At 61.3% G+C, this 21,753-nt stretch carries 22 protein-coding genes; 20 read left to right on the top strand and 2 right to left on the bottom strand.

The window, feature by feature from the left end; translation table 11 throughout:
• The first annotated feature begins 15 nt into the window (after window positions 1-15).
• Entirely contained in the window at window positions 16-474 is a 459-nt protein-coding gene (locus DMX10_RS08785) for a GNAT family N-acetyltransferase (protein WP_111260722.1), read from the top strand.
• A 21-nt stretch (window positions 475-495) separates the two neighbouring features.
• Here the strand turns inward: DMX10_RS08785 and DMX10_RS08780 are convergent, their stop codons facing one another.
• Window positions 496-2,088, bottom strand: a complete 1,593-nt coding sequence (locus tag DMX10_RS08780) for a protein kinase (protein WP_111260733.1) — start codon at window positions 2,086-2,088, stop codon at window positions 496-498.
• Window positions 2,089-2,240: 152 nt separating this feature from the next.
• On the opposite strand from DMX10_RS08780, the gene DMX10_RS08775 reads away from it, so the two are divergent.
• The 15 genes from DMX10_RS08775 to DMX10_RS08705 all read left to right on the top strand — a co-directional run bounded on the left by DMX10_RS08775 (window position 2,241) and on the right by DMX10_RS08705 (window position 15,460).
• Window positions 2,241-2,906 (top strand): DedA family protein, encoded by a 666-nt coding sequence (locus DMX10_RS08775; protein ID WP_111260721.1) that lies wholly within the window; start codon window positions 2,241-2,243, stop codon window positions 2,904-2,906.
• Between the two features lie 4 nt (window positions 2,907-2,910).
• A complete protein-coding gene (locus DMX10_RS08770) occupies window positions 2,911-3,729 on the top strand; it encodes a zinc-dependent peptidase (protein ID WP_111260720.1) in 819 nt (272 codons plus the stop codon).
• 77 nt (window positions 3,730-3,806) lie between these two features.
• Complete coding sequence (ppa, locus tag DMX10_RS08765; protein ID WP_111260719.1) at window positions 3,807-4,334, top strand: inorganic diphosphatase; 528 nt, start codon at window positions 3,807-3,809, stop codon at window positions 4,332-4,334.
• Window positions 4,335-4,522: 188 nt separating this feature from the next.
• Entirely contained in the window at window positions 4,523-5,737 is a 1,215-nt protein-coding gene (locus DMX10_RS08760) for an integrase arm-type DNA-binding domain-containing protein (RefSeq protein WP_003150487.1), read from the top strand.
• A gap of 536 nt (window positions 5,738-6,273) precedes the next feature.
• On the top strand, window positions 6,274-7,554 hold the full coding sequence (locus DMX10_RS08750; RefSeq protein ID WP_223865758.1) for an ABC-three component system protein: 1,281 nt from the start codon (window positions 6,274-6,276) through the stop codon (window positions 7,552-7,554).
• On the top strand, window positions 7,551-8,039 hold the full coding sequence (locus tag DMX10_RS08745; RefSeq protein WP_003150491.1) for a three component ABC system middle component: 489 nt from the start codon (window positions 7,551-7,553) through the stop codon (window positions 8,037-8,039). The genes DMX10_RS08750 and DMX10_RS08745 overlap by 4 nt, the downstream gene beginning before the upstream one ends.
• Complete coding sequence (locus DMX10_RS08740; RefSeq protein WP_031652490.1) at window positions 8,036-9,991, top strand: DUF3732 domain-containing protein; 1,956 nt, start codon at window positions 8,036-8,038, stop codon at window positions 9,989-9,991. The genes DMX10_RS08745 and DMX10_RS08740 overlap by 4 nt, the downstream gene beginning before the upstream one ends.
• Window positions 9,992-10,175: 184 nt before the next feature.
• Window positions 10,176-10,556 (top strand): hypothetical protein, encoded by a 381-nt coding sequence (locus DMX10_RS32380; protein ID WP_124082832.1) that lies wholly within the window; start codon window positions 10,176-10,178, stop codon window positions 10,554-10,556.
• A gap of 222 nt (window positions 10,557-10,778) precedes the next feature.
• Complete coding sequence (locus tag DMX10_RS08735; protein ID WP_003150493.1) at window positions 10,779-11,051, top strand: hypothetical protein; 273 nt, start codon at window positions 10,779-10,781, stop codon at window positions 11,049-11,051.
• Window positions 11,052-11,149: 98 nt separating this feature from the next.
• On the top strand, window positions 11,150-12,118 hold the full coding sequence (locus DMX10_RS08730; RefSeq protein WP_031652488.1) for a DUF932 domain-containing protein: 969 nt from the start codon (window positions 11,150-11,152) through the stop codon (window positions 12,116-12,118).
• A 154-nt stretch (window positions 12,119-12,272) separates the two neighbouring features.
• Window positions 12,273-12,674: a hypothetical protein gene (locus DMX10_RS08725; protein ID WP_023082719.1), complete on the top strand. Its 402-nt coding sequence runs from the start codon at window positions 12,273-12,275 to the stop codon at window positions 12,672-12,674.
• A gap of 131 nt (window positions 12,675-12,805) precedes the next feature.
• Entirely contained in the window at window positions 12,806-13,810 is a 1,005-nt protein-coding gene (locus tag DMX10_RS08720) for a YqaJ viral recombinase family protein (protein ID WP_003150498.1), read from the top strand.
• A gap of 79 nt (window positions 13,811-13,889) precedes the next feature.
• A complete protein-coding gene (locus tag DMX10_RS08715; RefSeq protein ID WP_003150500.1) occupies window positions 13,890-14,810 on the top strand; it encodes a hypothetical protein in 921 nt (306 codons plus the stop codon).
• A 46-nt stretch (window positions 14,811-14,856) separates the two neighbouring features.
• Window positions 14,857-15,039 (top strand): hypothetical protein, encoded by a 183-nt coding sequence (locus DMX10_RS08710; RefSeq protein WP_003150502.1) that lies wholly within the window; start codon window positions 14,857-14,859, stop codon window positions 15,037-15,039.
• 85 nt (window positions 15,040-15,124) lie between these two features.
• Window positions 15,125-15,460, top strand: a complete 336-nt coding sequence (locus tag DMX10_RS08705; RefSeq protein ID WP_003150505.1) for a hypothetical protein — start codon at window positions 15,125-15,127, stop codon at window positions 15,458-15,460.
• 29 nt (window positions 15,461-15,489) lie between these two features.
• Here DMX10_RS08705 and DMX10_RS08700 read toward each other — a convergent pair whose 3' ends face one another.
• A complete protein-coding gene (locus DMX10_RS08700) occupies window positions 15,490-15,837 on the bottom strand; it encodes a helix-turn-helix domain-containing protein (protein WP_003150507.1) in 348 nt (115 codons plus the stop codon).
• Between the two features lie 138 nt (window positions 15,838-15,975).
• Between DMX10_RS08700 and DMX10_RS08695 the strand changes: the two genes are divergently transcribed.
• The 4 genes from DMX10_RS08695 (at window position 15,976) to DMX10_RS08675 (ending at window position 21,732) form a co-directional block, all read left to right on the top strand.
• Window positions 15,976-16,422: a hypothetical protein gene (locus DMX10_RS08695; RefSeq protein ID WP_003150509.1), complete on the top strand. Its 447-nt coding sequence runs from the start codon at window positions 15,976-15,978 to the stop codon at window positions 16,420-16,422.
• Window positions 16,423-16,618: 196 nt separating this feature from the next.
• Entirely contained in the window at window positions 16,619-19,180 is a 2,562-nt protein-coding gene (locus DMX10_RS08690) for an autotransporter outer membrane beta-barrel domain-containing protein (RefSeq protein WP_003150511.1), read from the top strand.
• Window positions 19,180-20,073 carry an alpha/beta hydrolase gene (locus DMX10_RS08685; RefSeq protein WP_111260718.1) on the top strand — a complete coding sequence of 298 codons (894 nt, stop codon included), beginning with the start codon at window positions 19,180-19,182 and terminating at the stop codon, window positions 20,071-20,073. The genes DMX10_RS08690 and DMX10_RS08685 overlap by 1 nt, the downstream gene beginning before the upstream one ends.
• 630 nt (window positions 20,074-20,703) lie before the next feature.
• Window positions 20,704-21,732: a YafY family protein gene (locus tag DMX10_RS08675; RefSeq protein WP_003150515.1), complete on the top strand. Its 1,029-nt coding sequence runs from the start codon at window positions 20,704-20,706 to the stop codon at window positions 21,730-21,732.
• Window positions 21,733-21,753: the final 21 nt, after the last annotated feature.

The raw sequence follows: 21,753 nt of genomic DNA, 5'->3' as shown, positions 1-21,753 counted from the left end.
CGCCGAGGCCTACCCATGCGCATCGTCCAAGCCACCCTGGAGCACCTGGACCTGCTGAACCCGCTGTTCGTCAAATACCGCGAGTTCTACGGCGAACTGCCCTTCCCCGACTCCTCGCGCAAGTTCCTCGAGAAGCGCCTGAGCCGCAAGGAATCGATCATCTACCTGGCCCTGGCCGACGATGACGACACCAAGATCCTGGGCTTCTGCCAGCTCTACCCGAGCTTCTCCTCCCTGTCGCTGAAGCGCGTGTGGATTCTCAACGACATCTATGTCGCCGAGGACGCCCGTCGCCAGCTGGTGGCCGACCGCCTGCTGCAGACCGCGAAGAAGATGGCCAAGGAAACCAACGCCGTGCGCATGCGCGTGTCCACCAGCGCAGGCAACGAAGTGGCGAAGAAGGTCTACGAGTCCATCGGCTTCCGCGAGGACAGCGAGTTCGTCAACTACATCCTGCCGATCCACGAAGACTGATCCACCCGCCAGGGGCGCCGCTCAGGCGCCCAGGCCCAGCCACAGGCCGATGACCAGCGGCACCGCCAGCAGCCCGGCCAGGGCCAGGCGCCGGTGCCGTGGCCAGGCCCCTTCGGCGGGCCGCGCACGCGCCAGCTGCAGGGGCCGTTCCAGGGCAAGCTGGAATTCCGACAAGGCCTCGAAACGGGCCCGCGCCTGGGGCGCCAGCGCCCGTGCCAGCACACCATCCCAGCCCGTCGGCAACTGCGCGTTGAAACTCGCCAGCGGCACGTAGCGGCTCGCCTGCCCGCCGTCGGGGCGCGCCACCTCGGGCCACTGCCCGCTGAGCAGCCAGTAGCACAGCGCGGCCAGGGCGAACTGGTCCGCCGTGCCATCCACCGCACGCCCGTGGCGCAGCTCGGGCGCCAGGGGCACGGCCTGGGCCGGCGCCGCCTGGCGCGCGACACCGGGGAGGATGGCCGCGTACTCGGGCAACAGCAGCAGGCGTCCCGCATCGCTGACCAGGATCTGCCTGGGGCTCAGCCACAGCCCTTGCATGCCCCGGCGCTGCAGGGCACGCACCGCCTCGATCAGCTGCCCGAGCAGGGCCATCAGGCTCTCGCCATCCAGGGGCCCGTGGGCCGCCATCCAGTCGGCGAGGCTGCGCATGCCGCGCGGCAACGGGGCGAACAGCAGGAACGCATGGCGCCGTGGACGATGGGGCGAGATCACCTGGGGCAGGCTCGCCACCGGGCTGCGCCGCAACACCCATTCGCGTTGCCAGAAGGCCTCGTCGGCATCGCGTTCGGCCAGCCACAGCAGCGCCTCCCGGCCCTCCTCGTCGAGCGCCTGGAACAGCCGCCCCGGCGGGCCGAAGGGACAGGCGGCCTGGAGCGTCCAGCCGTCCACCTCGCCACCCGGCTCGATGTGCCCGACCTTCGGCCAACTGCCCCCGGGCGCGGGGGGCGGCAGGCAATCGGCGGCGCCGGGCAGCAGCAGCGCCGCAGCCCCCGGGGCGCCGAGCAGGGGCTCCAGCAGGGCACCGAGGCCACCGGGAACCAGGGTCATGCAGCCTTCGCGCAGGCGCTGCAGGTCGGCCACCTCCAGCAGCGGCTGGGGTGCCAGCAGCAACGGCTCGTGGGCGACCAGCGGCAAGCTGTGCTGCACCACCGCCAGTTCCGCCTGGGCGCCGAGCACGCCCTCGCGCCCCACCAGGCCCTGCACGCCGTCCCTGTTCAGGCGCAACAGGCCGATGGCGCCGGCCTGGAGAAAATGCGCCTGGCCATCCTGCAGCAACAGCAGGCCGGCACTCAGCTCGGGCGCATCCTCGCCCGCACTCCGGCGCCTGAACAGCTGCAGGTTGAGCGCCGCCAGCACCTGCCGCGCGGCCTGGGTCTCGCTCCAGCCGTCCGGTGTGCAGGCGTAGTCGGCGAACAGCGCATCGAGGTGATGCTCGAGCGTGCGCACCACATCGGGGCAGCGCCGTGCCCAGAGCAGGATCACCAGCAGCAGCGGCGAGCGCCCCTGACGACCGGCGACCCAGGTGGCCCGAGCGCGGGCGGCCTGCCCGGGCAGGTCCAGCCCATGGCCCTGGGCCAGGCTGATGGCGGGATGTTCCAGCAGTTGCAATGCCACGGCGCGCGCCTCCATCGGCAAACTATGGAAACAGTTGCAGCCTTTGTGCCGGAAAAGCCGACGACGGATGCTCGCCGCCTCCACCTGGCTTGCCCCTATAATGCCGCTCGCCCGGCCCCCGAGCCGCCGCCGCAGAACCGACAAGGCGCCCCATGGATTTCAATCTGATCGACCTGATCCTCCACCTCGACGAATACCTGAACCTGTTGGTCAGCAACTACGGAACCTGGATCTACGCCATCCTATTCCTGGTCATCTTCTGTGAGACGGGCCTGGTGGTGATGCCCTTCCTGCCCGGCGATTCCCTGCTGTTCATCGCCGGTGCGGTGTGCGCCAACGGCGCCATGGACCCCGTCGTGCTGGGCGCCCTGCTGATGCTCGCGGCGATCCTGGGCGACAGCACCAACTACCTGATCGGGCGGACCACCGGCGAGCGGCTGTTCAACAAGCCGAACTCGAAGATCTTCCGCCGCGACTACCTGCAGCGCACCCACGAGTTCTACGACCGCCATGGCGGCAAGACCGTGACCCTGGCGCGCTTCCTGCCCATCGTGCGCACCTTCGCGCCCTTCGTCGCCGGCGTCGGCCGCATGCCCTACGCGCGCTTCTTCGCCTTCAGCGCCTTCGGCACCGTGCTCTGGGTCGGCGGCCTGGTGACCCTCGGCTACTTCTTCGGCAACGTGCCCTTCATCAAGCAGAACCTCTCGGTGGGCGTGGTCGCCATCATCCTGCTGTCGCTGCTGCCCATGTTCATCAGCGTGCTGCACCGCCATCTGCGCCCGGCCGCCGCCCGCGACAACGCCGGGCGCCCGAGCTGAGCCCATGTGGTCCCTGCGCAACTGGCGCCGGCGCCGCACCCTGGCGCGCAACCCGGTCGACGACGCGCTCTGGGCGCAGGTGCGCCAGGCGCTGCCGATCCTCGACGGCATCACCCCCGAAGAAGACCGGCGCCTGCGCGAGCGCAGCGTGCTGTTCCTCCACGACAAGCACCTGACCCTGCTGGGCGGCGTGCGACTCGAACCCCGCGACCGCCTCGTCCTCGCCGCCCAGGCCCAGCTGCCGCTGCTGCACCTGGCGGAGCTGGGCTGGTACCAGGGCTTCCATGAGCTGGTGATCTACCCCGACGACTTCCTCAGCCCCCAGCGCCACCGCGACAACGCCGGCGTCGTCCACGAATGGGACGCCGAGCACAGCGGCGAGGCCTGGCTTCGCGGCCCGGTGGTACTGGCCTGGCCGGGCGTGCAGGCCAGCGGCGGCTGGGAGGGCTACAACCTGGTGATCCACGAGCTGGCCCACAAGCTGGACATGCTCAACGGCGACGCCAACGGCCTGCCGCCCCTGCACCGCGACATGCGCCAGTCGGACTGGGCCGAGGCCATGCAGGCCGCCTACGACGAAATGAACGCGGCCCTCGACGAAGACGAGGACGCCGCGCTGCCCATCGACCCCTACGCGGCGGAAGACCCGGCCGAGTTCTTCGCCGTCACCAGCGAGTACTTCTTCAGCGCCCCCGACCTGCTGCAGGCCGCCTACCCCGCGGTCTACTCGCAGCTCGCGGCCTTCTACCGGCAGGACCCGGGCGCGCGCCTGGCCCGCCTGATCGCCGAGCATCCGGAGTATCGGGACACGACCAACGGATGAGCACGACGGCGTGGCGCCGCCCAATGAATGTGCATATAATCCGCCCACTTTTTTTGGCCCATTCCAGGGAGTCGACCATGAGCTACAGCAAGATCCCGGCTGGCAAAGACCTGCCGAACGACATCTACGTCGCGATCGAAATCCCGGCCAACCATGCGCCGATCAAATACGAAATCGACAAGGACAGCGACTGCCTGTTCGTCGACCGCTTCATGGCCACCCCGATGTTCTACCCGGCCAACTACGGCTACATCCCCAACACCCTGGCTGACGACGGCGACCCGCTGGACGTGCTGGTCGTGACCCCGTATCCGGTCGCCCCCGGCGCCGTGATCCGCGCCCGTCCGGTCGGCGTCCTGCACATGACCGACGAAGCCGGCGGCGACGCCAAGCTGATCGCCGTCCCCCACGACAAGCTGTCCCAGCTGTACGTGGACGTGAAGGAATACACCGACCTGCCGGCCCTGCTGCTGGAGCAGATCAAGCACTTCTTCGAGAACTACAAGGATCTCGAGAAAGGCAAGTGGGTCAAGGTCGAAGGCTGGGGCAACGCCGACGCTGCCCGCGCCGAAATCGTCAAAGCGGTTGCGGCTTACCAAAAGTAAGCCCCGACCTCTCATGGAAAGCCGGCCACAAGCCGGCTTTTTTAATGCCCGCAGAAATCCACCAATGTCCGTCAAGCCCTGGAAGATCAAGGCTTTGAGACGTACCATCTGTCTCTCAACGTCCACCAATAATCGATAGAATCTCCCGCCAGAGTGTGGGTGAAGGTGTGGGTAGATAGGGAGTCTGTATGGGTAAGCTAACGACCAAGACCATCGAATCATTGGCTAGGACGGCAGAACCCGGAAAAACCAACGATGGCGATGGGCTCTACTTTCAGGTAGCCAAAGGCGGCTCTTCGAGTTGGATCTTTCGCTACAAGCTGGACGGGCGAAGCCGCGAAATGGGACTAGGCCCCTTCCCGGTCATTACCCTCAGCCAAGCGCGGCAACTCGCAGCGGATCAGCGAAAACTTCTCGCGACCGGTATCGATCCCCTAGCCGCCCGAGATGCAGAACGAGAAGCGAAGCGAGAGGCTGAGCGCCAAGCTGCAGCGCGTCGTACCACGTTCGAAGATCTTGCTCGCGATCATCAACAGGCCCATGGAGCCACCTGGTCTGAAAAATGGCGTAAGGGCTGGCTGCGGAAGCTGGAGCTATACGCATTCCCCATCATCGGGAAGCTATCGGCTGACGATATCCAAACCGAGCACATGCTGAGCGTCTTGCGGCCGATTTGGTCGACAAAAACGCGCACCGCCGATGAAGTGCGTGGACAAATCGAGCAAGTGCTAGATGCAGCAAAGGCTCGCCGCCTTCGCGGCGGTGACAATCCCGCCCGCTGGCGCGGCCATCTGGAAAACCTCCTCAGCAAAGCTGAAAAGAAGAAAGCTCGGCAACGCCAGCACTTCCCAGCCATGCATTGGCGTGACTTGCCGAAGCTGATGAGTAAATTGGCTCAAGACTCCAGTCGGGATGCCGTAGCCGCACGCCTGCTGATTCTAACTGGGGCTCGCTCCCACATGATCCGCTTCGCGCAATGGCCCGAGATGGATTTTGCAGCTGGGACATGGGCACTTCCGGCCGAACGCATGAAGATGAGAAAGCCATTCGTCATTCCCCTCCCCTCTCAGGCTGCGGATATGCTGCAAAGCCTACCTCGTACGAATTCACCGTATCTGTTCCCAGGAAAAGGCAAGAGTGGTGCCATACATGCCAATGCCATACGCAACCTCCTGCATAAGCTAGGGCACGCAGACATTACTCGACATGGCTTTCGCTCCACATTCCGCGACTGGGCCAACGAGAACACTCACTACCCACGAGAGGTATGCGAACTCGCACTCGCTCATGACGAACGGGATCAGACCGAAGCCGCTTACTCTCGCTCAGACTTTCTAGAGAAACGCAGAGCACTGATGGCTGATTGGGCCGAATTCTGTACAAGCCACAAGCTGCAGGCATAACTACCAAGCGTCACCGGCAGCAATCGGCAAATTGCACATCCGAGATTATGAATCAATCAGCAGGGCTGTTGCAGCGCATCGCGCCGGGCGTAGGCTCGGAAATGGTCGGCCAGCTTGTAACACGCGATGGCCTGTGCCCCTTGGCAGTCAGCGACTGCTCGGCGCAGAGGATCTGACGAGCGTTGTGCTCCCTTGACCTCTGCACTAGGTGAAGGCGCAGGAACCCCCACAGTTCGAGCCAAGGGCACAGATGAACTCACCGATAGGCCGTAGCGCCGCCGACCAGGCCACAAAACAGCAAGTACGCCTCGACGGCTACAAGTGGGGACAAGCACAAAACTAGTGCTGCCCACTAGTTGCGGCCTGCCGCTGGCTGTCAGCGCCCATAACTTCCTCTGCGATGCCGTGCATTACCTCGACTGACTTGCCAGGGCATTTTGCTATTATTCAGTAACGGACAGGCACAGGGCATCGGGTCTGCTGCCGTACTCACTGGGAGTCGGAACTAGAGGGCATGGGGCATAAGAAGCAATGGCATGGCCCGCCACAATGCCAGGTACGCTCCCGACAATCTGCACAAAAAGGAATTTGGCATGGCCGGGACATCTACCGACAAATTTTCGGCCGGTGAGCAGGAACTGGGATACATCTACCAGACGCGTCTTGCTCTTCTACAACTGCTCCAATTGCCGGAAGACACCGCCATCTTCCTGGAAAAGGACGATGACCTTGATTTCGTCGACGGCCAGGGCGGGAAGTCTTTGGCCTCGCTTAAGCACAAGGCGATCGGCGACAGACTGACCGACTTGTCGGCCGACTTCTGGAAGTCCATCAATATCTGGTTGGTGCGGTACAAACGTGATGGCCGTGCTGCATCGAACCTGCGGTTCTTCCTCTTCACCACCGGCGAGGTGTCGACCGACTCGTTCCTGTCCGGTCTTCTCCCCAATCAGCCCACCGCCTCCGGCGATGACGAAACTCTGACTGCATTGGCCCAAAAGGCACTTTCGGCATCGAAATCGAAACTCATCGCGCCGATTGCCGCGGCGTTTGAGGAACTGAATGATGTCGAGAAGCAGGATTTCCTCGAGCGCATCCTGATCCTGGATAGCAGCCCGCGCATCGACGACATTCCCGTGCTCATAAGGGATAAGCACATGCGAAGCATCCGGCGCGAGCACCGCGAATTCGTCTTCGAGCGGCTGGAAGGTTGGTGGACCGATGTCGTGATCAAGCAGCTCACCGGTGGTAGGCCCGAAGGGATCTTTGGCTACGAAGTATCTGACAAGCTCTCGAACTTCGCCGAGGAGTACAAGGTAGATAACCTGCCTATCACCTTCCGCGGAAAACTCCCCTCCGACAACATCGACATTGATACTGATCCGCGCCTATTCGTAGCGCAACTGCGTGAGATTGGCATTTCCGCCAACCGAATCAGAAGTGCGATTTTGGATTATTACCGGGCGTTCGAACAACGGTCGGCCTGGGCGCGCGCGAGCCTGCTTGTATTGGGAGAGGTCGAGGAATACGAAGATCGCTTGGCCGATGAGTGGGACCGCTACAAGGATGTCATTTTCGAGAGGCTGGAAGACGACAGTGCTGAGGACGTGCTTCGCCAAGCCGGCACTGAACTTTACAACTGGGCGGAATTTGAAACCGCAAAGATCGACTCCCTGCGCATTCGTGCGCGGGTGACGGAGCCCTACGTCCTTCGTGGAAGCTTCCACATTCTCGCCGACAGTACTCCCCACCCCAGAGTCTACTGGCATCCCAGATTCCTTGACCGTCTCGGCGACGTACTGGAGGCGGCATCATGAAGCGATGGGATCAGCGCCCTTTCGAGGTTCGAAACCTGTTCAATCCTGCATTCTGTGGCTTAGTCATGTTTCGCGCCCTGGCCGGCTACGAAGAAGACGACGACCGCGGCATGCCTTTTTCGCTGTCGCTTCTTGTGCTGCCCCTAAGCCTGCACAAGGACTCACGAGAGGTGATCGCTGGCAGCCCACGCAGCTATCTGCTCAAGACCGCAGAGAAGAACCAGCAAATCATGGTGGGCTTCGCCGATCGGGTCACGCAGATGCTTCCCTATGCCTTCGAGGGGTTCGGTCTACTGATGGAAAGGGGGTGCATCGCCGTCGCGGATGACGGACGCATTCAGACCATCCCCAAGAAGGTGCGCAAGGCCGTCGATGGCACAGCCGAAACTGTCGCCTGCCAGAAAGTGGCCCGCGTCGTAGGAAAGGAATTCGCACGTATCGCCGACCGGGCGACCGTCTACACGACTTTCGGGATTCGCCCATGAAGATCAGATCCATCCACATTTACAGCCATGATGGCCAACGTCGTGACCTCGCATTCAAGGTGGACGGACTCAACGTCATCACCGGTCGCTCCTCCACTGGCAAATCTGCACTTTCAGAGATCATCGAATACTGCATGGGACGATCTTCGTTCAACGTCCCCGAGGGTATCATTCGCGACAAGGTGGCCTGGTTCGCCGTTATCTACCAGTTCGAGAAGGAGCAGGTACTGGTCGCCAAGCCACCCCCTTCTGGCAGCGGCGCCAGTTGCAGTACGGTGATGCTGCGCAGAGGCGCCCAATTGCAGGTACCCGAGTTCAAGGATTTGGCGATCAACACTGACGACGAAAGCATCGTCGAATTATTGTCGCGCCTGCTCGGGATTCCCGAGAATCGCACCGAAGTCGCGCTGGAGCATAGTCGCAACAGCTACGACGCCAACGTTAAGCACACGTTCTATTACCTGTTCCAGAAACAGGGGTTGGTCGCTAACAAAGACCAACTTTTCTACCGGCAGAACGAACAGTTTCAGCCGCAGGCGATCCGTGACACGTTACCGATCCTGCTCGGAGTCTCTTCCAGCGACCGCTACGAACTGGAATCCAAGTTGCGCTTGGCGCAACGGGATCTGAGGGTTAACCAGAAGAAACTGGAACTGGCACAAGACGCCGTCGACACATCGCATGTGCAGGCGATCGGCCTCCACTCGGAAGCAAAGACAGTCGGGGTCCTCGGCACTACCGACGAGAGTCTCAATGCAGACGGGATCATGGAAGTATTGAGGTCTGCGTTGTCCTGGAAGCCCGAAACGGTACCTGACGACGACGGCAGCCGGGTTTCGATTCTGGAAGAGAAACTCGTTCAGTTGCGCCGTAATCGCCGGGACGTTCAGGGAAGGATTGATGCAGCGCGACAGTTCGCCAAACGCTCGGGTGGCTACGAAAACGAGGCTGCCGAACAGATAGACCGCCTGGCGTCGATCAAAGCCTTGCCGAAGAATCCTGACAGCGGTGAATGGCAATGGCCGTTCAGCGAACAGAATCTGGCACTAGAATCCCCGGTTGCCGTTGTCCTGCTCAACGAACTGGCATCGCTCGACAAGGAGTTGCGCGTCGCCACCGGCCAACGTCCTAAGCTCGATGCCTACTTGACCGAACTGGCCGGCACCGTGGACGAGATCAGGGATGAGATCAAGCAGAAGGAAGCGGAGCTGTCCGCGGCGATCTCAGCCAACGAATTTCTCGCCAAGATGGGCTCGCGCAACAATGCCGCTGCGCGCGTGGTCGGCCGTATCAGTCTGTTCCTGGAAACGCTCCTCCCAAATGAGGATCTTGCCAAGCTGAAAGCTGAGAGTCGCCGCCTCAGCAACAAAGTCAAGCAGCTTGAAGAGCAGATCGGGGCGGATGACAGCAACGAGCGCCTGACGTCAATCCTCAACAACATCTCTGCGCAGATGTCGCGATACATCCAGAAGTTCAACGCCGAGTTCGGTCCTTATCCCGCGCGGCTAAATCTGCCTCAACTAACGATCATCTTTGATCGGCCCGAGCGCCCAGTGCCGATGGGCAGGACCGGCGGCGGCGAAAACCATCTCGCGTACCATCTGTCGGCACTACTTGCCCTGCACCTATTCGCGGCGCAGAACAATCGACCAATCCCGCGCTTCCTACTGATCGACCAACCAACCCAGGTTTACTTCCCCTCTGAACAGGTTTACCAAGATGCCGACGGTTCAGTGCAGAAGACGGAAGCCGACGCCGACCTTGATGCGGTACGCCGTCTATTCGAGCTGTTGCTGAAGTTCACTCAAGAAGAGGTCCCCGGCTTCCAACTAATTGTTACTGAACATGCGAACCTGCGCGAACAGTGGTTCCAGGACGCGTTGGTTGAAGAACCATGGACCAAGCCACCCGCGCTAGTTCCCGAAAATTGGCCATCAGAACCAGTTAATTGATCTAGCAACCATCATACGACTAGAAGTCGTATGATGGTTTAAGTAGATGTGTTTGATCCACTGCTGACACCAACTTCTGCCCGATTCTAACCGACAGGTATTACTAAGGAATCGCCCGTGAACCCTTGATGATTTTTTCTTAATAGTCGATGAAAAGCTTGAAACAGCCAAGAAAAATGAAATCTTGCTAAAAGCATCCACAGATAAAAATCTAAAAGCACTCAAAGAAGCTGTGATTCGAGCCACCCTCTTGGCAGGAAATTACGCAGCCAGGCTACAAGAGCGCAACCTTAAAGTCGACATCCAAAATTCAGATGAAAGCATAACACTCAGCTCAACCTACAGAGATGGTAGCCATCAAACTTTCACTCTTGGTAAAACTTCGAGAGAGAATCTCTTCGGGATAACTGTCGAAGACATCGACAACAACGGGGACATTGTCATATCACTAGATGACTCTCACAACTATAGTTCAGAGAGCTGGGGAGATGGAATTTACGAAAAACAATTAAGAAAATTCATCGAAGACTTTATCTCCTACGCAGAGAGGCATGGTGGGTTTTAATCACAGGGACATCTCAAGCCCTTCAAAAGGTATACAAAAGGCGGGTTAAAGCCCGCCCTTTAGTCAAAATCTACAACGGGCTATCTACATCACAGCAATTCGATTCGAAAAAAACTCAACCCTACATCACAGCAATGACATACCCACCATGGAGGCCCTCCAGCCATGTCATTGCAGTGCCCTCGCTGTAATTCCCCCAAGATCGCATCCCTGCATCCTGCCATGAAGATCGGCGCCCTGGTCGGCACCGTCGGTGGCGCAGCACGTGGTGCATCCGCCGCTCTTGCTGGCGGGCAAGCCGGCGCAGCAGTAGGCGCCATCGCCGGCCCGTTGGGCATTACCCTCGGCTCACTGTCCGGCGCCATTCTCGGCGGCCTGGCCGGCGGCGTCGGCGGTTGTGCGCTCGGCGCCCAGCTCGGCGACCAGTTAGATCGCCACGTGCTCGCCAACAACCTCTGCCTGATCTGCGGGCATCGCTTCAACCTGCCGACCTGATCGGCTTCGTTCTTCGCTCCCCTTCTCCCTCATCCCTTCCGCCGGTGCTGCGCTTCGCGCAGCGCTTTATGCCGGCAATTGCTCACAGGAAACTCACTATGGCTCATCTCATCGAACATATGGCCTATGTCGGCGAAGCCCCCTGGCATGGCCTGGGCAGCCGTCTCTCTCCGAAACAACCGCTGGAAGTCTGGCAGCGTGAGGCCGGCATGGACTGGCAGATCCAGGAAAGCCCGGTCCACTTCAAAGCCGACGCGGTCGGCCACCTGGGCAGCATCCACTCCTTCCCCGAGCAGAAGGTGCTCTACCGCTCCGACACCAAGGCGCCGCTCTCGGTGGTGTCCCAACGCTATCAGGTAGTGCAGCCGCGGGAAGTGCTGGAGTTCTACCGCGACCTCACCCAGGTCTCCGGCTACGAACTGGAAACCGCCGGCGTGCTCAAGGGCGGCCGCAAGTTCTGGGCGCTGGCGCGCACCGGGCAGAACACCTCGTTGAAGGGCAACGACCTGGTCAACGGCTACCTGCTGCTGGCCACCTCCTGCGACGGCACCCTGGCCACCACGGCGACGCCGACCACAGTGCGGGTGGTGTGCAACAACACCCTGACCATCGCTGTCGACGGCGCTATCCGGGCGATCAAGGTGCCGCACAGCACGCGCTTCGATGCCCAGGCCGTGAAGAAACAACTCGGCATTGCCGTCTCGCAATGGGACGAGTTCATGTACCGCATGCGCCACCTGGCCGAGCGCAAGGTGCAGTGGCATGAGGCGATGGGTTACTTCATGCAGGTGCTCTGCGATGCCCAGCCCAACAATCCGCTACCGGATGCCTTGCCGAATGAACGTGCGCTGCGTCGGGTGCAAAGCCTGTACGAAGGCCGCGGTCGTGGCTCGCAACTGGAAGCCGCCAACGGCACTGCCTGGGGCTTGCTCAATGCCGTCACCGAGTACGTCGACCACGAGCGCCGTGCGCGCAGCAACGAGTACCGCATGGACTCGGCCTGGTTCGGCCAAGGAGCGGTGATCAAGCAGCGTGCCCTGGAGGCGGCCCTGCAGTTGGTGGCCTGACAGCAGTTCTCTCCTTCCGTTATCCCTCTTTGTCCAAGCGGTCCTGCGACGACAGCAATGGCTCGCAGGTACCGCTGCGTTGGGCGTTCCCTTCCACCCGCCGGGGTTCCGCTCCTGTGGAGTGGACTCCGGTGTTTAATTGGAGGCCTCTCTCATGGGCTGGCTGTTCTCATCCCGTACCCGGTCAGAGCTGATCCAAGATCTGATCCGCCCCGAAGACACCGCACGAGCCAGTGTTCGTGTACTTGTGCATGCCTTGCGCGGCAATGTGCTGTGGTCGGTCACCGAAGTGACGGCGAAAGCTACCGGTGTCCATCCTGACCTCGCGCCTGGCGAGTCGATGCGCTTTATCCGCTGCGACCTGCTGCAACGCAGTGGCGGCGAGTGGGGCTACAAAGCCATGGATGAGTCCATGGCGCCGTACTACTACAGCTGTCCGCTGCGCTATCTCGGCATGGCCAAGGAACTCTCACCCGGCTGGCGCGAGAAGGTTCGTGCCCATCATGCACGGCGACGTCAGTCGGCGACCGCCACAGCCGGCGCTGTAGCCCGGTAAGCGGGAGTGATCGCAGCGCCGCCTGGATGCGGTCCTCCCGTTGATGGCCTGACGACCATTGCCCACTTCATTCCCCCGATGCCCGACCGGCTCTGCCGGCCGGGCATTTTTATGTCCGGAGAAAAATCCTCATGACTCATGTTCATTCCACGCCCAACAGGGCGCGACAACGCCCTGCCCTGCGCTTGGTCGGCACCAAGGATCTGTCTCGCGATGACTGGTTGGCCGTACGCAAGCACGGTATCGGCAGCTCGGACGCTGCCGCCGCGGTCGGCCTTAATCCCTACAAGTCGCAGCTGGAGCTCTGGCTGGAAAAGACCGGCCGCGATGCCGGGCTGCCCAAGAGCGATCCCAACGACGAGGAAAGCCCGACCTACTGGGGCAACATCCTCGAGCCCATCGTCGCCAACCACTACGCCCGGCGTACCGGCAACCGAGTGCGGCGGATCAATGCCGTGCTACAGCATCCGGATCCGAAGCAGGACTGGATGCTGGCCAACATCGACCGTGAGGTGACCGGCGCCAGCGACGTCCAGATCCTCGAATGCAAGACCGCCGGCATCAACGGAGCCCGTCTCTGGAAGGAAGGGGTGCCGGTGTACGTGCAGTTGCAGGTGATGCACCAGCTAGCTGTCACCGGTAAGCAGGCGGCTGACGTGGCCGTGCTGCTCGGTGGCCAGCACCTGGAGATCCATCGCATCGAGCGCGACGACGAGCTCATCGCCCGGTTGATCGAGCTGGAACGCGACTTCTGGGGCTACGTGCAACGCGATACGCCGCCGCCGGCGGATGGTTCCGAGTCGGCGGAGCAGGCCCTGCGATGCCTGTACCCGGAGGACCACGGTCACACCCTGGACTTCACCCAGGACCCACTGTTGTCGGCCGCCTTCGATGAACTGCAGGCCGTCCGCGCCAGCTTGGAAGTCCAGAGCAAGCGCGAGGCCGAACTGAAACAGCAGCTGCAGCAGGCCATGGGCGATGCCAGCCGGGCGCTGTTCGCCAACGGCGCGGTGTCCTGGCGCAAGGCCAAGGACAGCGTGGTGCTCGATGTACCGCGGCTGCTCAAGGAAAAGCCCTACCTGCTGGTGCGCTACCCCACCACCAAGGTCGGCAGCCGGCGCTTCCTGATTACCTGATTTCGATTCCCCCCTTGATCACCTCGGCGTCTCCCCCTGCGCCGAGGTGGTCTTTTTATTCATCCACTGGAGAACCACCATGCTCAAAGGCTTGGCCATTACCCCGCCGGTGCTCGGGCGGATTTCCATCGGCAAGGTCGTCGAGAAGAACGGCAAGCGTCTGCCGGAAAAGGACGACCAATTCACCCTCACTTCGCAAGTCCAGCTCCGCGATGGCTGGCTACCCCATCCCCTGGACGAGGAGTTGCGTAAGGCCCAGGGCGGCAAGATCCGCAGCATTCCGATCCGCCTGCTGTTCAACGCGCCGGAGCTGAACTTCCGTGCCGAGTACTGTCTGTTCGATCGGCAGTCCGGGCGGCCACTATGTGTCGGCAACGGCGAAACCTGCAAGCGTCGTAGCCAGGACGGCATCGCCTCGCTGCCCTGCCCTTCGCCGGATGGCTGTCCGTTGGCCAAGGGCGGTGCCTGCAAACCCTACGGTCGCCTCAACGTCGCCATCGGCGATGAGGATCCGCTGGGCAGCTTCGTGTTCCGCACCACCGGCTTCAACAGCATCCGCACCCTGGCGGCCCGGCTGCAGTACCTGCAGGCGATCTCGGGCAACCGCCTGGCGTGTCTGCCGCTGGAGCTGCGCCTGCGCGGCAAGTCCACCCGGCAAAGCCACGGCTCGCCGATCTTCTACGTCGACATCACGGTGCGCAGTGGATTGTCGATGGAGGAAGCACTGCTACAAGCGCGAGAACTTGATGAGGCACGCCAGGCCTCAGGCTTCGACCAGGTGGCGCTGGATGCCACCGCACGGCTGGGCTTTGCCAACGGAGCCTTCGAGGACAGCGACGAGGAGACAGGGGCCATCGTCGAGGAGTTCTTTCCGGAGCCGACTCCTGAATCGCCCCCTTCGGCCGCTCCTGTAGTGGAACCACCTGCCACACCGAAACCCACCCTGTCGGCGCTGCTGAAAGCCCGCGCCGAAGCTCGTGCCCAACATGCCGCGGACTGATGTCCGCGGCATCACCCATCACTCAATCTACGAGGAGGATTGCGCCATGAACCTGGTGCGCTTCATTGGTTTGCTGTTCGTGTTCATCGGCGTGCTGGCCAGCTGTGCAGTGGCCGTTGCGCTGCTGGTGCTCATGCTGCGCTTTTGGCCGCTGGCGCTAGTCATCGTGCTGGCGCTGGTCCTCTTCCACCGACTCCTCCAACGGATCGGGCTCCGCATTTCCTTCTAGTCCCGTGACGGCATAAGCAGGAGCCGTCGGGGCTCCTACTCGCCGATTTCTCATCTCAACTTTCCGCCTAACAGGAGCACTCACCATGATCACACGGTGCCTGATCTGTAATTCTTCCGTGGTGTTGTCCAAGGACGCCGCCAAGGCGCTGGCCAGGCTGATGGGCACACTGGACGGTTTCTTGCGCGGCATCCAGCAGTCACCTGCCCGGCAGCAGCCGATAACCTCGGACCTGCATTGCGAGAGCCCGCTGGAGCGCGCGTTCAACCTGATGCTCGATGGCATCTGCGGCGCGGCGGCAAACTGGAACAGCACCGGCGATTTCATTCGCGACGTGCGCCGCTTCCAGTTCATGGAGTACGACTGCCTCTGCCTCCGTTGCGGGGCGAAGTACAACGAAGAGCCCGTACCGCGCCGCTAGCTCAATTCTGCTGGCTGAAGTACCCCCCCTCACCCGCGACTGAGTCGCTCGCTCAACCGCTCCACCATCTCCACGACCAACTGACGGTCGCCCTCCCCCAGGACATTCAGCAATCCGCTGATCCGCGAGGCCTGGTCATCTGGGCGCAAGCTGGCCTCGCTCAGCAGTTCCATCGCGTTGCAGTTGAAGATCGTCGCAAACTCGAACAGCCGAGCAATGTTGGGCATGACGATTCCGCGCTCGATGCGGGATACCGCTTCATTCCCAACGCCCAGGATTTCCGCCACCTCGTCCTGCGTCATCCCGCAGCGCATGCGCTGCTTGGCAATCGCCCGCCCTACCGCTTCAGCCAGTGCTTTCTGATCCGTACCAACCATGATGCCTCTCCCATTCAACTTGAATGGTTGGGCACCACCTCATTGACATGAAGAACATCACAAGTCGAGAATCACCTCAAAAGGTTGATTTTCGACTTTATTGGTGATCTTTCTTCACTCGATACAGGGATCGTCCCCATGCACAAGCAACTGCTTCTGGCTTCTCTCCTCAGTTGGCTGGCCACCAACACAGCTTTTGCCGGCACCTCCGAATGGACCTCCAGCTACACCCAGGGCGTCGAAGAACACCTGGTCGACGACGGCCACGACAACCAGTTGAGCATCGCCTGCCCGGACGATGACGAAAGCCCCGTCTCCGCCTACGCCACCCTCGCCGGCAAGCGCTACTCCTCCGAAAAGGATGGCTTCGACGTCATCGTCGACGGCACCACCTTCAGCAATCCCTTCTACACCGACTGCGAAGCCTGCAGCTCCAGCTTCCCAGGCTTCTGGGCCGCGCTGCGCAAGGCCCGCACCCTGCAGCTCAGCGCCGGTGGCCAGACGGTGACGCTCCCGACTCAGAACCTTCCCCAGGTTCTCCAACCCCTGACTAGCAAGAAAAACCTCTGTCGCTCTGCTTGGTAGGCAGAACGACGCAAGTTGTCGCGTCGCAGTTAAACAATAAGAAAGATCCTCATCAAACCGAACCAATCACTCCACCAACTGCGCAGCCAAGTTTGGCTGCGCAGTCACCACCCAACTTTTTATTTTCGAAAAGAGGTCTCCGCAAAACAAAAAATAAAAAACAAATCGCCAAATACTGTTTAGGGATAAAGCACTCATGACTCCAAAATATCGCAAGACACTGCTCGCTCTGGCGATTTCCGCCAGCGCCCTGCCCCTCGCCGCACACGCTTTGACGCTGACCAACAGCGGCCTGGACAGCGAAGGCAACACCTACACCGACAGCACCGAAGTGACCGGCGCCTTCACGGGCAGCGACCAGCCCCTTCGCTTCTACAGCGACACCTTCAACCACGACCTGGTGCTCAACGCCCAGGTGCAGGCCACGGGCGATGACCTCAATGGTGTCGACCTGTCTTACGCGGGTGACGACGACAATCCCTCGTCCATCGACGCGCCGACTGAGGTGTTCGGCAACCTGCAGAACAAAGGCAGCATCACGGTGAATGGCGCTGGCGTCACCGGACTGCTCATCGATCCGGCCATCATCCATGGCAACCTGGTCAATGAAGGCACCCTGCAGGTGGCCGGCGGTGTGCTCGAGGGCGACGGCATCCGCGGCCTCAAGTTAGCCGGGCAGTCGGTATTGCAGGGCGACCTGATCAACGCCGCCAGCGGCAAGATCCTCGCCGATGGTGACGAGGCCACGGGAATCCAGCTCAAGGGCGGCACCATCGACGGCAAGCTGATCAACAACGGCCTGATCCAGGTCGGCGGTACCGAATCGACGGGCGTTCTCGCCACCTATGACGACGACATGGGTAGCCCGGATCGAGTGGACCTGGGCGGAATCGAGAACCATGGCAGCATCGTGGCCAGCGGCGACGATGCAACCGCGTTGCGTCTCGACGGTGTGAGTTTTGCCAGCGCGCCGGTTCAGGTTCTCAACACCGGCACGATCCAGGCTGACGATGCCGCCATCGAGGTGGGCGCTTTCGACATCGACGGCGCGAATGCCAGCAATACCCTGGTCATCCAGAACAGCGGCACCCTGATTTCCCAGGACGAAGCCATCGATGCCTCCCAGGCCAGTGGCGGCGTGCACCTGGTGTGGAATGCCGGCAGCATCACCGGCAACCTGATCGACCTGTCCAATATCGAAGTGAACGGCGACGTGACCTTTAGCGGCACCGACGCCAGCATCGATGGCGCGAACATCCGCCTGAAGGACGGCGGTTGGCTGGATGTCGGCAGCGATGCGGGTAACACGCCGGCACACTTGGAATTCGCTCAGCCGCACACCACCATTCAGGGCAACCTGGATGTGGCCGGCAACTCCTCGCTGGGACTCAACCTGAGCACGGCCACGGATCCGAGCAAGGCCGTGGTCGCGGTATCCGGTACCGCGGAGTTCGCCAAGGGCTCGCAGATCCAGCTGGCGGCCCAGGGCAGCGACTTCAAGGCCCTGGGCACGACCTACACCTTGGTCCAAGCCGGCACCCTGCAGGATGACGGCGTCAGCGTGACCAGCCGTTCGGCCCTGCTGAACGTCGACACCGTCAGCAGTGGCGACAACCAGATCCTGGCCAAGGTCAGCACCAAGGGCCAGGACGAAGTCGGTGAGGTAATCGGTCAGATTGGCGGTTCAGCCAACGCCCAACGTGCAGGCGCGGCCTTCAGCCAGGTGATTACTGGACTGGCGCAGAGCAGTCCCAACGATCCGGTGTTCCAGGCTTACGTGAATGCCTCGCAGGATCCGGCAGCGCTGAAGAAGCTGACGGAGCAGCTCGCCCCCGAGGTGAACGGTGGTGCGACCCAGGCGGCCACCAGTGGGCAGACGCTGGTGAGCAACGTCACCGGCAATCGCACCAGCAGCCTGCGCGGTGCGTCCTCTGGCGATGTGCTGCAGAACACTGGCCTCTGGGCCCAGGCGTTGTACAGCGATGCCAACCAGGATCTGCGTGACGGCGTGGCCGGCTTCAACGCCTACAGCCGCGGCATCGCCATCGGCGCCGATGGCAAGCTCACCGACCAGTTGACCCTGGGCGTGGCCTACAGCTTCCTGCACACCAGCGTGAACAGCGACAGCGGCAACACCACCGATGTCGACGGCAATGCTCTCACCCTGTACAGCGGTTTCGAACAGGGCAACTATTTCGTCGATGCCAACCTGAGCTATGGGCTCAACGACAACGAGAGCAAGCGACGCATCGCCAGCACCACGGCCAAAGGCGACTACGACAGTCAGGTCCTGGGAGCCAACGTCGTCGGTGGCTACACCTATCACCTGAACGAGCAGTTTTTGGTCGAGCCGCGCCTGGCCGCCCGCTACGCCCGCGTCGATATCGATGGCTACCACGAGAAAGGCTCGTCGGCAGCGCTCAAGGTGGATAGCCAACGCTACGAAGTGGCGGAACTCGGTGCTGGTGTGCGGGTAGCCGGAGACTTCCAGGTCGGTAACGGCAACCTGCAGCCGCAAGCCAAACTGATGGCCTACCATGACTTCGCCGCGGACGAAGCCCAAAGCACCTCGACCTTTGTGCTGGGTGGCACGCCCTTCGTGAGCCAAGGTGCCAAGGCGGTGCGCAACAGCTACGAAGCGGGTGTCGGTGCGGACTACCATCTGGGTGCGGTCACGGTTGGTGTCAGCTACGACTACACCGGCAAGACCGACTTCAATGCCGACACCTTCACCGCCAAGGTCCGTTACGACTTCTGATGAACCTCTACCTTTCCGGCCCACGCAGGTGGGCCAGTTTTCTTCGAGCCCTCACGGTACTGCTTGGCACCCTTCTCGCCGGGTGCCAGTCGCCTCGCGAGGCGTTGCAGCAGTTGGCGAATGCGCATGGGCGGCAACTGGAGATACTGCCGGGGCAGCCGTTCCCACTCGCCATGCTGGCACCGAAGGGCACCACGGCCCCCACTCGTCTGCGCGTCTATCTGGAAGGCGATGGCCATGCCTGGGCCACCGCCACGCAACCCAGCCTGGATCCGAGTCCGCACAACCTGTTGGTGGCACGTCTGGCAGTGGACGATCCGACGCCGAATGCCTATCTGGCGCGGCCCTGTCAGTTCGTCATGGCACCGACCTGCGAACCTGCCCTCTGGACTGATCGGCGCTTTTCGCAGGAGGTTGTCACCAGCCTCAGCCAGGCGCTGGATCAGATGAAACAACGCTACGGCAATCGAGAATACGAGCTGGTGGGGTATTCCGGGGGTGCGGCGTTGGCACTGCTGCTGGCAGCTCAGCGGGATGATGTTGCTCAGGTTCAGACGCTGGCGGGCAACCTCAGCCCGCGGCTTTGGGCAGAACTGAAAGGGCTCTCGCCACTCAACGGCTCACTAGATCCGCTCGACTATCGTAGTCAACTCGTGTCGTTGCCTCAGCGGCATTTAGTTGGACAGCGAGACACTGTTATTCCAAGTCGCTTGCCAGACCTTTACCGGAGGGCTCTCGGCTCCCCCTCTCATATCGAATGCATCCATATACCGGGAGCAAGCCACGATACTGACTGGGAAGTCGCATGGAAGCGCTGGGTACAGCCCCTCACTCCAGCACTACAACCTTCGCCTTGTGTTCAGCCAAGACTCAGATCAAGTGAGGCGACATGATCTGTCGCGACCTGCTGGCAGTCTGGCGTCATCCAATAGTCACGGGATGACTGCTATGCCAATCCCACCCGCTCCCTTCACCCTCACCTGCGCGTGCTGCTCTTGGAAAAAGACCATTTTTCCCCAGAGCGATGTGCTGGTACTGGAACGCGATTGGTTCATCACCTGCCCCAACTGCCATAGCCCTTCGCTTGAACGTCGCGGCGCTAATCATAAGGAAATTCTCAGGACGCGCTTGGAGCAATTCCTCAGTGTCAATAAGCAGTGATCCTGCCCAAGAGCAAGCGACACAACTTGTCGCCCCTTCAAGCAAATCTATCGAGGATCCACCAAAGGAGCTTCCAATGAAAAATCTGTTTGCCGCAATCGGCCTCATTGTAGTGCTGAAGAAAGGGTACGAGCTGTACTGCGAATACAACGAACTGAAACGTGAGAAAGAGGCTCGTCAGTCTCCTTCCATGTGAATGAGCATCTTCAGTCCTCCCACAGCCGGCATAAAGCTATAACGCCCCGCTGAGTGGGACCCGGTCTGATTTCACAGGCAAGAGCTGGCACAATGCCACTCAAGTCGGCACTGACTTGACGCCAGAACGTTGGCGATAAGTCGCATTTCAGCACAAGGTAGTCTTCATGTCCCAAGCGAAAGATACGCTGCTCAGGTTATTCGCATTATTGCGACTGATACCCACCGAGCCTCGGCGCATCGCAACACCAACCCTTCTCGAAAAGCTCCGCGATAAAGGCTTTTCCGTAACTCTGCGCTCCATCCAGCGCGACCTGAACCGGCTGTCTGTTCCCTTCTCCTTACAGTGTGACGATAGCGAAACCCCATTCCGCTGGAGTTTCACACGAGACGCACCACTGAAGTTGGAAGACATGGATGCTCCCACCGCGCTTGCCTTGTACCTGTCGGAAAGCCATCTGAACACCTTGTTGCCCCAGACGGTGCTGGATCAACTGAGTCCGCAGTTCCGGCGGGCCCGAAACTTCCTTGGCAGCCTGGGCAATAATGGCCTGGCGGATTGGGCTAGGCGTGTTCGGGCAATTCCCTACGGGAAAACCCTGCTACCCGCAGTGATTGCTCCGACGGTATGGGATCAGGTTTCCACCGCCCTCCTGGAGCGCAAGCAGCTGGATGTTGCATACCAAAGCCGAAGCAAAGGTGAGCTCAAGCGGCTGCGCCTACATCCAGCAGGCCTCGTGTCACGACACGCCGTCAGCTATCTGCTGGCGTCTGTCGATGGATATAGCGACCTGCGCCAGTTTGCCCTGCATCGCATCCGCGAGGTTCGAGTGCTGGATGAAGCGGCAGAGTCGCACGCCACATTCGACGTCGATGACTACATCGACACCGGGATTTTCAGCCATCGACAGGCCGAAACGCAGGTCGAACTGATCGCCGACGTACATCCACAGATTGCCGCCCTGCTCAGCGAGACGCCACTGAGCACCGTGCAGAGTCTGAGCGATCTGCCCAATCAGGCCTGGAAGAGGTTGCATGCCCAGGTTGCGCTGGACCGGGACACCCTATGGTGGATCTTCGGGCTCAACGACAACATCCGGGTCCACGCGCCGCAGGTCTGGGTCGATGAAATCCAACAGAAGCTAGGCAACTTGCGCACCTTTTATTCAGGGCCTGACTACTCGCCTCACGCGTGATAACGCGGTGGTGGACCTCCA

This window comes from Pseudomonas sp. 57B-090624 (assembly GCF_003234055.1).
In the GTDB taxonomy this organism is placed as follows: Bacteria; Pseudomonadota; Gammaproteobacteria; order Pseudomonadales; family Pseudomonadaceae; genus Metapseudomonas; species Metapseudomonas tohonis.
The sequence above is the reverse complement of the archived record's forward strand: the minus strand, read 5'-3'. Positions and strand labels throughout refer to the sequence as shown.

What these genes read in the sequence shown, in the direction of transcription:
- DMX10_RS08760 (WP_003150487.1), top strand. Translation starts at nt 4,523, where the DNA reads ATGGGTAAGCTAACGACCAAGACCATCGAATCATTGGCTAGGACGGCA.
- DMX10_RS08785 (WP_111260722.1), top strand. Translation starts at nt 16, where the DNA reads ATGCGCATCGTCCAAGCCACCCTGGAGCACCTGGACCTGCTGAACCCG.
- DMX10_RS08745 (WP_003150491.1), top strand. Translation starts at nt 7,551, where the DNA reads ATGAAGCGATGGGATCAGCGCCCTTTCGAGGTTCGAAACCTGTTCAAT.
- DMX10_RS08725 (WP_023082719.1), top strand. Translation starts at nt 12,273, where the DNA reads ATGGGCTGGCTGTTCTCATCCCGTACCCGGTCAGAGCTGATCCAAGAT.
- DMX10_RS08735 (WP_003150493.1), top strand. Translation starts at nt 10,779, where the DNA reads ATGAAGATCGGCGCCCTGGTCGGCACCGTCGGTGGCGCAGCACGTGGT.
- DMX10_RS08770 (WP_111260720.1), top strand. Translation starts at nt 2,911, where the DNA reads ATGTGGTCCCTGCGCAACTGGCGCCGGCGCCGCACCCTGGCGCGCAAC.
- DMX10_RS08750 (WP_223865758.1), top strand. Translation starts at nt 6,274, where the DNA reads ATGGCCCGCCACAATGCCAGGTACGCTCCCGACAATCTGCACAAAAAG.
- DMX10_RS08675 (WP_003150515.1), top strand. Translation starts at nt 20,704, where the DNA reads ATGTCCCAAGCGAAAGATACGCTGCTCAGGTTATTCGCATTATTGCGA.
- ppa (WP_111260719.1), top strand. Translation starts at nt 3,807, where the DNA reads ATGAGCTACAGCAAGATCCCGGCTGGCAAAGACCTGCCGAACGACATC.
- DMX10_RS08705 (WP_003150505.1), top strand. Translation starts at nt 15,125, where the DNA reads ATGATCACACGGTGCCTGATCTGTAATTCTTCCGTGGTGTTGTCCAAG.
- DMX10_RS08740 (WP_031652490.1), top strand. Translation starts at nt 8,036, where the DNA reads ATGAAGATCAGATCCATCCACATTTACAGCCATGATGGCCAACGTCGT.
- DMX10_RS08720 (WP_003150498.1), top strand. Translation starts at nt 12,806, where the DNA reads ATGACTCATGTTCATTCCACGCCCAACAGGGCGCGACAACGCCCTGCC.
- DMX10_RS08730 (WP_031652488.1), top strand. Translation starts at nt 11,150, where the DNA reads ATGGCTCATCTCATCGAACATATGGCCTATGTCGGCGAAGCCCCCTGG.
- DMX10_RS08710 (WP_003150502.1), top strand. Translation starts at nt 14,857, where the DNA reads ATGAACCTGGTGCGCTTCATTGGTTTGCTGTTCGTGTTCATCGGCGTG.
- DMX10_RS08715 (WP_003150500.1), top strand. Translation starts at nt 13,890, where the DNA reads ATGCTCAAAGGCTTGGCCATTACCCCGCCGGTGCTCGGGCGGATTTCC.
- DMX10_RS08775 (WP_111260721.1), top strand. Translation starts at nt 2,241, where the DNA reads ATGGATTTCAATCTGATCGACCTGATCCTCCACCTCGACGAATACCTG.
- DMX10_RS08695 (WP_003150509.1), top strand. Translation starts at nt 15,976, where the DNA reads ATGCACAAGCAACTGCTTCTGGCTTCTCTCCTCAGTTGGCTGGCCACC.
- DMX10_RS08685 (WP_111260718.1), top strand. Translation starts at nt 19,180, where the DNA reads ATGAACCTCTACCTTTCCGGCCCACGCAGGTGGGCCAGTTTTCTTCGA.
- DMX10_RS08690 (WP_003150511.1), top strand. Translation starts at nt 16,619, where the DNA reads ATGACTCCAAAATATCGCAAGACACTGCTCGCTCTGGCGATTTCCGCC.
- DMX10_RS08700 (WP_003150507.1), bottom strand. Translation starts at nt 15,837, where the DNA reads ATGGTTGGTACGGATCAGAAAGCACTGGCTGAAGCGGTAGGGCGGGCG.